This is a genomic window from Protofrankia sp. CiP3, assembly GCF_917627345.1.
Taxonomy (GTDB): domain Bacteria; phylum Actinomycetota; class Actinomycetes; order Frankiales; family Frankiaceae; genus Protofrankia.
Genome location: NZ_CAKJTM010000063.1, coordinates 19136 through 28750 on the forward strand (window position 1 = coordinate 19136; position 9615 = coordinate 28750).

At 70.5% G+C, this 9615-nt stretch carries 11 protein-coding genes; 4 read left to right on the forward strand and 7 right to left on the reverse strand.

Annotated elements, in window-relative coordinates:
- Positions 1-40 precede the first annotated feature (40 nt).
- The 3 genes from MJ797_RS18685 to MJ797_RS18695 all read left to right on the forward strand — a co-directional run bounded on the left by MJ797_RS18685 (position 41) and on the right by MJ797_RS18695 (position 1431).
- Positions 41-340 (forward strand): hypothetical protein, encoded by a 300-nt coding sequence (locus tag MJ797_RS18685; RefSeq protein WP_239336873.1) that lies wholly within the window; start codon positions 41-43, stop codon positions 338-340.
- A gap of 84 nt (positions 341-424) precedes the next feature.
- The gene (locus MJ797_RS18690) at positions 425-703 is read left to right on the forward strand and encodes a hypothetical protein (RefSeq protein WP_239336875.1); all 279 of its coding nucleotides are present in this window, start codon (positions 425-427) and stop codon (positions 701-703) included.
- Positions 704-750: 47 nt separating this feature from the next.
- A complete protein-coding gene (locus tag MJ797_RS18695) occupies positions 751-1431 on the forward strand; it encodes a hypothetical protein (protein ID WP_239336877.1) in 681 nt (226 codons plus the stop codon).
- 224 nt (positions 1432-1655) lie between these two features.
- On the opposite strand, the gene MJ797_RS18700 is transcribed toward MJ797_RS18695, so the two are convergent.
- The 6 genes from MJ797_RS18700 to MJ797_RS18725 form a co-directional block, all read right to left on the reverse strand.
- Positions 1656-1796 (reverse strand): hypothetical protein, encoded by a 141-nt coding sequence (locus tag MJ797_RS18700; RefSeq protein ID WP_239336879.1) that lies wholly within the window; start codon positions 1794-1796, stop codon positions 1656-1658.
- Between the two features lie 1714 nt (positions 1797-3510).
- Complete coding sequence (locus MJ797_RS18705; protein ID WP_239336881.1) at positions 3511-3771, reverse strand: hypothetical protein; 261 nt, start codon at positions 3769-3771, stop codon at positions 3511-3513.
- 7 nt (positions 3772-3778) lie between these two features.
- Positions 3779-4345: a hypothetical protein gene (locus tag MJ797_RS18710; protein ID WP_239336883.1), complete on the reverse strand. Its 567-nt coding sequence runs from the start codon at positions 4343-4345 to the stop codon at positions 3779-3781.
- The gene (locus MJ797_RS18715) at positions 4342-4506 is read right to left on the reverse strand and encodes a hypothetical protein (protein ID WP_239336885.1); all 165 of its coding nucleotides are present in this window, start codon (positions 4504-4506) and stop codon (positions 4342-4344) included. Before MJ797_RS18715 ends, MJ797_RS18710 begins: the two co-directional genes overlap by 4 nt.
- Before the next feature lie 5 nt (positions 4507-4511).
- On the reverse strand, positions 4512-5249 hold the full coding sequence (locus tag MJ797_RS18720) for a DNA-processing protein DprA (protein WP_239336887.1): 738 nt from the start codon (positions 5247-5249) through the stop codon (positions 4512-4514).
- A 210-nt stretch (positions 5250-5459) separates the two neighbouring features.
- The gene (locus MJ797_RS18725; RefSeq protein WP_239336890.1) at positions 5460-6572 is read right to left on the reverse strand and encodes a helix-turn-helix domain-containing protein; all 1113 of its coding nucleotides are present in this window, start codon (positions 6570-6572) and stop codon (positions 5460-5462) included.
- Between the two features lie 279 nt (positions 6573-6851).
- Here MJ797_RS18725 and MJ797_RS18730 point away from each other — a divergent pair, with 279 nt between their 5' ends.
- Complete coding sequence (locus MJ797_RS18730; protein ID WP_239336893.1) at positions 6852-7634, forward strand: hypothetical protein; 783 nt, start codon at positions 6852-6854, stop codon at positions 7632-7634.
- A gap of 181 nt (positions 7635-7815) precedes the next feature.
- Here MJ797_RS18730 and MJ797_RS18735 read toward each other — a convergent pair.
- On the reverse strand, positions 7816-9615 hold a 1800-nt coding region (locus tag MJ797_RS18735), incomplete at its 5' end, for a TIR domain-containing protein (protein WP_239336912.1).

Below are 9615 nucleotides of genomic sequence, written 5' to 3' on the forward strand. Positions count from 1 at the left end.
ACCAACCTCCCTCGCCGATCGTCTCCTGAGAGGCCCCGCCATGGACCGCACCGATGAAAACCCCGACAACCTCGATCTGATCGACCTGCTCCAGCACACCGGGTTCACCCCCCGAGACGAGCACCCGGCCGGACGACCCAACGCACTCATGTTCGACCGGGACGGGATCCGCGTGGTCCTCGACGACGGCGAACTGGAAATCCACACCTTCGGACCGGCCCCGGCACGGCTCCCACGCTGGTCGGTGACCGTCAGCCCCACCGCCCCCCTTCTCCTGATCATCGATGTCCTCCACATCGCGGGCGTACCCACAGGCGTTACTGACGCCGGCACCCCCTGACCCCACCCCCGCACCCCCGCACCCCCGCGCCCCCGCGCCCCCGCGCCCCCGCGCCCCCGCCAGCCCACCGTCTGGAGGCCCGCCATGCCCCGTAACCGGATCGAGATTTTCCCGCACCCGACCGACAATCGGACGATCCTCTCCGTGCTGCACACCGACGGCGAGGCCCCGGCCGTCCTACCCACGCCGTTCCTGGCCCCGCACCACACCCCGGCCACGGTCGCAGCACAGCTACGCGCCCTGGCGGTGAACGCCGACACCGACGTGATCGCCTACGCCGACTACCTCTCCTGGGAAGCCACCGCCCGCACCCACGGTGACCGGCACCTCCCCGCACAGATCCGTCCCGGCACCGCCCGCTGACCCCACCCGACCCGAACGCAGATCACCTTCGAAGGGCGACGTTTCCCATGACCGTCCACGAACTGATCAACGCCCTCGAAGCGTGCGACCCGGACACCGAGATCCGGATTGCGGCCCAGCCCAGCTGGCCGTTCGAGTACCCCATCCGGGGGTCGCCGTCGGTGTGCCCGACGCCCCAACCGTCCACATCGTCGCCGGTGAGCTACGCGGCTACCTGCCCGGCCCCGTCCGCGACGAGATCGGCTGGTAACCCCACCCCGCAGCCGACGCGGGCCGCAGCCCACATCACCCTCGACGGGATCAGCACCGTCGCCCGCCTGGAGGTGATGGTCACCCCGCCACCCCCCGAGGCCGTACCCCGCACGGACCGTCGGCTACGCGCCGCGCTCCGCGACCCCGCCGACTACCGCACCACCCCCGGCACGACGGACGCCTACAGCGTCTGGTTCCCCCACGACAACGCCCACACCCGCCGCGACGGCGGCTGCCCGGTGTTCGACGCGGCCCTGGAACACGCCTACGACCACATCCGCGCCGTGACCGACGACCTGGCCCACCACCACGGGGTCGGCGAGCCCCTGCACGTGACCGCCGAGGTCCGCCTCGGCCGGCTGACCATCGCCCGCGTCGCGCTCGCCTACCGTCCGCCGGACCCCGCCACGATCCCCACCACCGACCGCACACTGGCCCAGGCGATCCACGACGAGCAGAGCACCGCCGCACGATGAACCGCGCCGCCAGCGCCGCCAGCGCCGCCAGCGCCGAGAGCCCGACGGCCGGACGCGGCGACGCCCCCGACGCCCATCCGCGGCTCGTCACCGACCGCGCCTGCCCGACATCCTCCCCGTCGATCCGCCTCCATCCGTGATCTGGAGATCACCATGGCCGTCGTCACCGACTCTGCCCCGCGGGCCGCCAAACTGCCCAACGGTGGGCTGCGCCGCATGATCGCCTAGTTCCTGCTCGACCATCCCGGCGCCCACACCGCCAGCGAGGTCTGGAGCGCCCGCCCGCTGCGCCGGTCGTCCGGTGCCGTCGGCAACGCGCTGGACACGCTGGCCAGCCGCAGGCAGGCCGCCCTGACCGACAGCACCCTCTGCCGCTACACCGCCACCGGGACGACCGGCGACGCGTTCACCGCCCCGACGCCCGTCCCCGCACCGCGCCCGCGACCGGCCACCAGGCCCGCACCGGTCGTGCGACCCGACGGCGGGATCCTCCGCCCCAACGGGCAGATCTACCGGCCCCGTCAGCTCGCCGATCTCCCCGATGTCGAGGTGCTGCGCCGGCTGCGGGCGGTGGCCATCCCCGCCCCGCGCGGGACGGGGATGGCCACCGCCCGCAGGAGAAAACCCACCTCGGCGCGCCGCATGTGTAATGGAAATACAGCAGAAAACAGACTGAAGCGCAGGAGTCAACAATACGGCTCCGGGTAGTGAACCAAGAGAGCAAGAAGGAACTGTTCTCCGGCCGTCATGGGGAACCGTTTGAAGATGCGCGAACCTCGGACGGCACGGTTCTCGTCGCGGTCACACGGTCCTGCCGCCCCGATGTCCGGCACGACTTGGCGCGTTATCCCGCGGCCTGGATCGTCCGTCTTTTCAACCAGTTCCGGCCGCACCCGGTGCCGCGTCCGCCTCCTCGCTATCATTTCCTACGGTATTTCATGGAGGAGGAGTACGGACCCGGGCAGGAATGCGCCACCCGGTTGGTCGCCTCCGGCTGTGCCGTGATCTGGATCAGCCTGCCGGGTGAGGAGATTCGGTCCATGGCCGGCGCCGTCCCGATCATTGATACCCGCGAAGGACGGCGCACTGGCCCGGGTGACCCGTGCTGGTGCCCGACACTCTCGATGAGCACGACGGCGCCGGTCGACGTAAGGATCAAAGATCAAATGAAGCAGCGCTGCGGGTTGTCACCGCAGCCCGACCACAACACTGGCCCGGCACCGAGGCCACATCCAGCAGGCAGCCACCAGGACAGGAAAAACCCGGTGCAAAACAGCCGGCGATGAGCGCTCGTCGACACCCGCCGATCAGACGAAGAAAACCAATCATGAGCTGCGAGGACGGCGACCACGGCCCGACTTCTGCATAATGTACGACGGAGAAAAGAACGAACTCCTGTTATCCCGTCCGGTCACACCGGAAAACGCCTGATGGAAAGAGTCATGAAAAACCGGTCCGCCGCGATTGTAACAATACCGACGGTCGAGCTAACGTTTGACCGCAGGGAAAACAATCCGAACGGAAGGACATTGTTCATGGACGTTTCCACCGTCGATCACCGTATTATTATCCGGCTCCGCGACGCCGCCACCTACCCGGACGACCCCGTGCTGAACGCGTCGGACATCACGCCGTATTTCCCGGTGGCTGCCCGGACGAGGCCCCGACTGGATGGCCCCACGACCAGTACCCCTACGACGACCCACACAGCACGACCGTGTGCCCGGCCTGCCTCGCCTCCTGGCGGATCGATCACCTCGTGTCCGACCCCGTCGCGGTGCCGGCCGGCACACCCCTGGCGATCACGTTCGGTTGGACGACCGAACTCGCACGCACGACAGCGCCATCCACGACCGGCTGAATTCCACGGACGCGCGCACAGCGATGGTGCGGTCCGCCCGACGGGCGGACCGCACCATCGCTGTGCGCCCACCGCCCCACCGGACCGGCCCAGGCGGGGCAGCCCCGGTGGCCCCGGCCGGGCCACACTGGCATCGCGCCGCTCACCCCCGCATCCCCTGCTGGAGCGGTCAGGTCACCCGACGGTATAGGGACATCGGGGGCATGGGTTCACCGGCGTCACAACCTGCGGAGCAGGGCGGCCAGCTCGTGTAGGTCGGTGACCGGCTCGAGTACCAGCCCGGCCGGGATAGCGTCGGGCTCGCAGCCGGTCGGAACGACCACCCGCCGCAGGCCGCACCCATGCAGTGCCCGCAGGAGGTCCGGCAGGTCGTGGACCGGTCGGACGCTCCCGTCGAGCCCCACCTCGCCGACGAAACCCCGGCCGAGCAGCCCGGCGACGGGCACCAGCCCGGCCGCGGCGAGCACCGCCGCGGCCACGGGGAGGTCACAGTCCGTACCGGGCCGGACCGGTCCGGGCGGGCCTGTCCACGGGGAACCGGCTGCGCGGGTGGCCGGGTTGTTCCAGGCGACGGTCATACACACCGTCGGGAAGGGCAGGCCGGCGTGGATCCGGTCGCGTCGGGTGGACATGTCGTCGCCGGGAACAGCGAGCCCGCCGTCCCCGGCGGACACCGTCAGTCCGACCGCCACCGGTCGGGGCGGGCCCGGACGGCCGGTGGCCCCGACGGTTGTCCAGGACGGCGACGAACCTGCGCAGGTAGGGCAGGCAGCCCGGCAGGACCCACACCCCGCAGCCGCCGAGCGCCCGCGCCCGGCGGCGCAGGTCCAGCCCGTCCGTCCCCTCGCAGCGGCGGGTGGTGACGAGAACGAGCGGCACGCCGGGCAGATCAAGCCGACCCATCCGGCGGATCATGTCGTCGGTGGCGAGGTCTGCGCCGAGGAACAGGCTGTCCCCGGGTGCGAGATCCCCCTGCTCTCCGAACAACGCGATGCCCGCCTCCTCGAACGCAGCCAGGATCGCCGGGTCTGCGCTGGCACCGACGCGTTTCACCCGTGGCCTCCATACAGTGCGGCGGTGGGTGGCGTCGCCGGGGCGGACAGGTGCAGCTCGTCGGCGATGTCCCGGCCGGTGGTGACCAGCCGGGTGCTCGGGTGGCTGCGCAGGAGCCGGTGGCAGCCGGCGCTGGTCGCGCTGGTGACCGGGCCGGGCACTACCATCACCGGCCGGCCCAGCCTCGCGGCGGCGTCCGCGGAGTCCAGCGCCCCAGTGCGCAGAGCCCGGCCTCGACGACGACCACGCCACGGGCGAGACCGGCGAGGAGCCGCCTGCGGGCGGCGAACCGCAGCCGGGTTGCCGGCGCGTCGGGCAGAGTCTCGGACACCACCACGCCGGCCCGTTCGACATCGGTGAGCAGGGTGCGGTGGGTGCGCCGGTCGGTGGCCGACGCCAGCACCGCGACCACGGGGGTGGACGTGCGGAGCGCGGCGCGCAGCGCGGCCGCGTCGATCCCGTACCCGGCCGCGGCCACGACGCTCCAGCCCCACCCGGCCAGGTCGCCAGCCAGCAGATCGGCGACACACTCGCCGTAGTCCGTCGCCGCACGAGTCCCGGTGATCGCGACCGAGTGGGCGGTGGCGTGGGCGAGGTGCCCGGCGCCGCGGACCCACAGCACCAGCGGCGCGTGGATGGTCTCGTCTGGACCGACGGCGCCCAGGGCGTCCAGGCCGGGCGGCCATTCCTCGTCCCCGGGGCACACCAGCCGCCAGCCGTCCCAGCGATGACCGGCCAGGACCGCGCCGGGCTCAACCGCGAGGAAACGGGCCGCCATGCCGGCCCACACCGCGACCGGCCCCCGCTGCCCGGCCGCCCGGTACAGCCCCGAACCCGGCTGCGCGATCATCGACAGGGCCACCCGCGCGCGGCGTTCGGCGTCCGTAGACACCTCAGTAGACATCAGACAGATCCCTTCCAGGTAACGATCGGAAAAAAGGGCGGTGGCCAGCACGGGCGCCGTGCACCGGCGGGCCGATACGGCCAGGCGGCCAGCCCGGCCCGCGGCACCGCTGGGCGCCCATCGCCGGGCACCGGTGCCGCCGCCCGGGCATCCCCGAGGGACAGCAGGCGGCCCGGGCGGATCCACGCGACGACGGCCGTAGACGGCGGGTCACCCCGCCCGGTAGCGACGGGGACGCTCATGCACCAGCCTCGCGTCCCCGGTCGTCACGAACACGGCCAGCGCGTTCCCGATCGCGCCACTCGACCGACCCAGCTCCCGGCCCAGCTCGGTGGCCGTGAACTCCCCCTCCGGGTGCGCCCGCAGAAACTCCAAGATCAGCTGGCTGAGCTGACCTGGTCGCATCCGCGGCTGCCCGTCACTGTTGACCGTCGGCTCCGCCGGGCTACGCCGGGCGGGCGCCCGGCCGGCCCGACCCGTCGCCCACGGGCACCCGGCCCGTGGGCAGGCCGCCGCCAGCGCCGCGGCCGTCGCGATGTCCGCGGCCAGCCCGGCGGCGGTCTCGTGGGCCATGCCGCTACCACGACCTCTCGGCCCGTCCCCGGCGGTGTCCCCGGCGGTGTCCCCGGCGGTGTCCCCACCGGCCGGAGGCCCAGACGGACCCGGTGTGGTCGCCGCGCCAGTCGGGTTGACCACGTTCTCCGGCCGGCCAGCATCCACGGTCGGCGCAGGTTCGGACGCCGGTTCGGGCCCGGCCCCGCCGTTGCCAGCGCTGTCTGCGGGCATGGTCGCCGCCGCGTCCGGGGCGTATGGAGCGGGGCCGCCGGGCAGCGACGCCACATCCTCGCCGACATCGGGGTCATCGGTACTGGTGTCGGGCTTCTCCGCCGCGACCGGCACGACCAGCTCGTCGGCGTCCGACGGGGCCGTCGACGCATCCGCGGCCATGCCGACCACCGGCGTGTCCTCGGCGGCCGGTAGGTCCGGCCCGTCGGTGTCAGCCCGGGAGGCACCGCCGTCGGCCGGGGTGGGACCGGCGGGCTCACCGCGGGTGTCCACCGGATCCAGGCCTCCGGCCGCCCGCAGCGCCCACCGGTCCGGGGCGGGCCGCTTCCCGGTCCGCTCACCCCGATACCGGCGCACCTGCCCGGCGGTTTCCCACACGGTCAGCGTCGCGGCCACCGCCGAGCGGGATATCCCCGTGCCCACGGCCAGTTCCACCACGGTCAGCGGTCCGTCCGCGGCGGTCAACGCGCCAAGCACCGCCTCCTTCACCGACATTTTCTTCCCCGCCCCGACAATATTTTCGACGGTGGTAGTCATAGCGGCGTTCTCCTTTCCGATCGCGCGGATTGTTCCGCGGCCCGCTTCAGGAGTACCTCTGCACACCCCCATCCAGCCAGCCCCACAGAGAAGTGACCTGAATCTCTTCACCCGTTTCAAGACTCTTTTCCAAACCCATTGCCATACCGGAAACGATCAAGTTATCTTCACGGCACCCAATACACCCCGACAACCCCGATCGTGACACCGATATCGGACCGGGACCGCGCCGACCCGATGGAATACCGGGCGTGGCCAATCATGCGGAGGTGAGCAGACGTGGCCAGCATTAACATCCCCACGGCGGAGGAAAAGGAGACGCGCACGGCGCACGTTCTCGACCTACTCGGTCGCAGTCTCCGACACGTGCACGAATTCCTGACCCGGGTCGGGTTCACCCCCGACCAGCCCCCCTGGCCCACCGGCCCCCTCACCGGCACCGGTGCGCTCGCCGCGGCCCGGAACCAGGTCGGGATCGTCGCCGGCTACCTCGCCGACGGCGGGTGCGGTGCCCACCGGATGGAGGACGAACTCCACGCGCACTGCGCGCGGGCATGGCTCGACTTGTCCACCCACGCCCTGTACTACACCGACGGCCAGCCCGGGATCGACGCGCACGCCCTGGCCCGCGACGTCCACCGGCTCGACGGCTACCTCGCGTTCTGGTCCCAGCCCCGAATCCTCCCGGGCGGAGTGCGGGTCGACTACCGCCAGCCCCGCCGACGCCGGACCATCCCCCGACCACCCGCCCCGCGACCGAAAGAAGGCATCCTCATCATGCCCATCGCCCCTGCCACCGGTGACGACGATCCCGGCACGCACCCCATCACCGCCGAGGATGTCATCAACCTCCTCCTCGATGCCGGTTTCACCCGCGTGGACCCACCGGTGAGTTTCACCGCCGGGAATATTCACGTGACACTCGACCACCAACGCCATATCACCGTGTCCCATCGCCATCTGTCTGATCTCCAGCCCGGCTGGGAGGCCCGCTTCTCCCCGGGCACCCCACAGGTCCTCGTGGTCACCGCGCTCCGGGTCGTCGGCGTCACCATCCCCTGACCGGCGCCAAGGTGGTCTCAACCCGGTCAGTGCACCGCCCGCATCGCGTCGGGACCCTCAGCAGGGGTTCGCATCGGGCTGTTGGGGCAGATCAGGAGCCTGCCCGATCGCGATCAAGCTTGCCGAGCCCCCTGCTCCCAGCACGATGCGGGTGGTGCACTGACCGCTGGAGACCGCCCTGCTATTTCCTTCGAACCGCCTTCAAGGACAACAAGAGACGCTGGAGGCCGCTGGGCTCAAAATAGTCTACATATTGCCAGCGGGCGAGCCTTCGAGGGGTCTCGCATCGATCTAAGCGGACTGGAATTAGATAGATATCCCCATCGGGATGATCATCGGCCAGTGAAGTAACTTTCCTGATCTCCCGCTGAACGTAGCCGATTTTGCTCACTGCTACCTCAGAGAGGCACACCACGACACAGTCGGCACTTTCGATCGCCTCCTGAATCTCGTAGTCCCAGTCTTGACCCGGAAATATATCTTTCTCGTCAAGCCAAGGGTCGTGACCTGCCGCAAGAAGGTCCCCATGTAGTTTACGCACAGTCGGTTTATCTTCGCTGGCGTGTACAATAAATATTCTGCGCGCGTCTGCTCGCGACACGTAGACACCTCCGGTCTGGCTCCAGAGGAGAAGGGCGCGGTCCTCGCCTCCAGTCGCCAGCAGCAGTGGCTTGTCAGGGAAGGTTAGCGCGGCGACCGCGCGCACCCAGCCGGTGTGACCGGTGAGGGGCTCACCCACGGCTGCGCCGGTGGTGGGGTCCCACAGCCGAACGGTGGCGTCGGTTCCGCCGGACGCCAGGAGGGAGCGTCCATCCGGCAACGGCACCTCAGACACCGTCAGCACCGGGCCTTCGTGCCCCGTCAGCGGGTCGCCGTATTGACGGCGGGTGACGGGATTCCACAATCGGAGGGTTCCGTCGGCGCTGCCGGAGGCAACCAGAGCGCCATCGGGCGTGGACACCGAGGCCACGGCCCGTACCCGGTTGGTGTGACCGGTCAGGGGATCACCGACCGCGTCGCCGCTGACGGGGTCCCATAACCGGATGGTGGCGTCGTCGCTGCCGCTCGCCAGTAAGGTCCGCCCATCGGAAAGCCGGACGGCTGCCACAGCCAGTACCGCCTTGCGGTGGCCCTTCAGCGGCTGTCCCACGGGGGCTCCGTCAACGGCTCTCCACAGCCGCACGGTCCGGTCTGCGCTCGCGGTGGCCAGCAGGCGACGGCCGTCAGGCGTCACCAACGACGCCAGGCCCCACACTGCTCGACGGTTATGCCCGAACATGATTGGAGACCCGGGCCCGCCGAGCGGGTCGTCCGCTGGCCCCAAGGTATTCAGATCCCAGCACCTGACTGATCCGTCGTCGTCCGCCGAGACCAGCAGCCTCGACCCGTCCACTAACTCGATCACCGTCAGCGCCCGCACCGTGGCGGTGTGGCCAGCCAGGGGCTCGCCGATGGGGAGCCCGGTCACCGGGTCCCACAGCCGCAGTGCCTTCTCGATACCGCCGGAGCATAGAAGTGTTCGTCCGTCAGACATCGTCACACCCACCACGGCTCGCACTGCCGCGCCGGGGCCAACGCCCGGGTCACCGGGGCCGCCAGCGGTGACGTCCCATACACGCAGCAACCGGTCAGCGCCGCCGGACGCCAACAGGACGCGGCCACCGGGCAGTTTCGTCGCGGCCAGCGCTCGAGTCGTCTGGCCTGTGATCGGATCGCCGACCGGTCGGCCGCTACTAGGATCCCATAACCGGATGGATTCGCCTCCGCCGCTTGCGAGGCGTGGCCGCCGGTTCGCGAGTGTGAACGACGCGAGCGCGCTCACCGGCGCCCCAACCTGGTTTTTGGTGAGCGGCTCGTCGAGAACCAGGCAGGTGGTCGGATCCCACAGCAGCATCGTCGCGTCCTCGCCAGAGCTGACTAGCATCGTGCCTCTGTCGGCAAGCGCCACCGTCGTCACCGTGCGCACCCAGTCGGTGTGGCC

What these genes read in the sequence shown, in the direction of transcription:
- MJ797_RS18690 (WP_239336875.1), top strand. Translation starts at nt 425, where the DNA reads ATGCCCCGTAACCGGATCGAGATTTTCCCGCACCCGACCGACAATCGG.
- MJ797_RS18695 (WP_239336877.1), top strand. Translation starts at nt 751, where the DNA reads ATGACCGTCCACGAACTGATCAACGCCCTCGAAGCGTGCGACCCGGAC.
- MJ797_RS18720 (WP_239336887.1), bottom strand. Translation starts at nt 5,249, where the DNA reads ATGTCTACTGAGGTGTCTACGGACGCCGAACGCCGCGCGCGGGTGGCC.
- MJ797_RS18725 (WP_239336890.1), bottom strand. Translation starts at nt 6,572, where the DNA reads ATGACTACCACCGTCGAAAATATTGTCGGGGCGGGGAAGAAAATGTCG.
- MJ797_RS18685 (WP_239336873.1), top strand. Translation starts at nt 41, where the DNA reads ATGGACCGCACCGATGAAAACCCCGACAACCTCGATCTGATCGACCTG.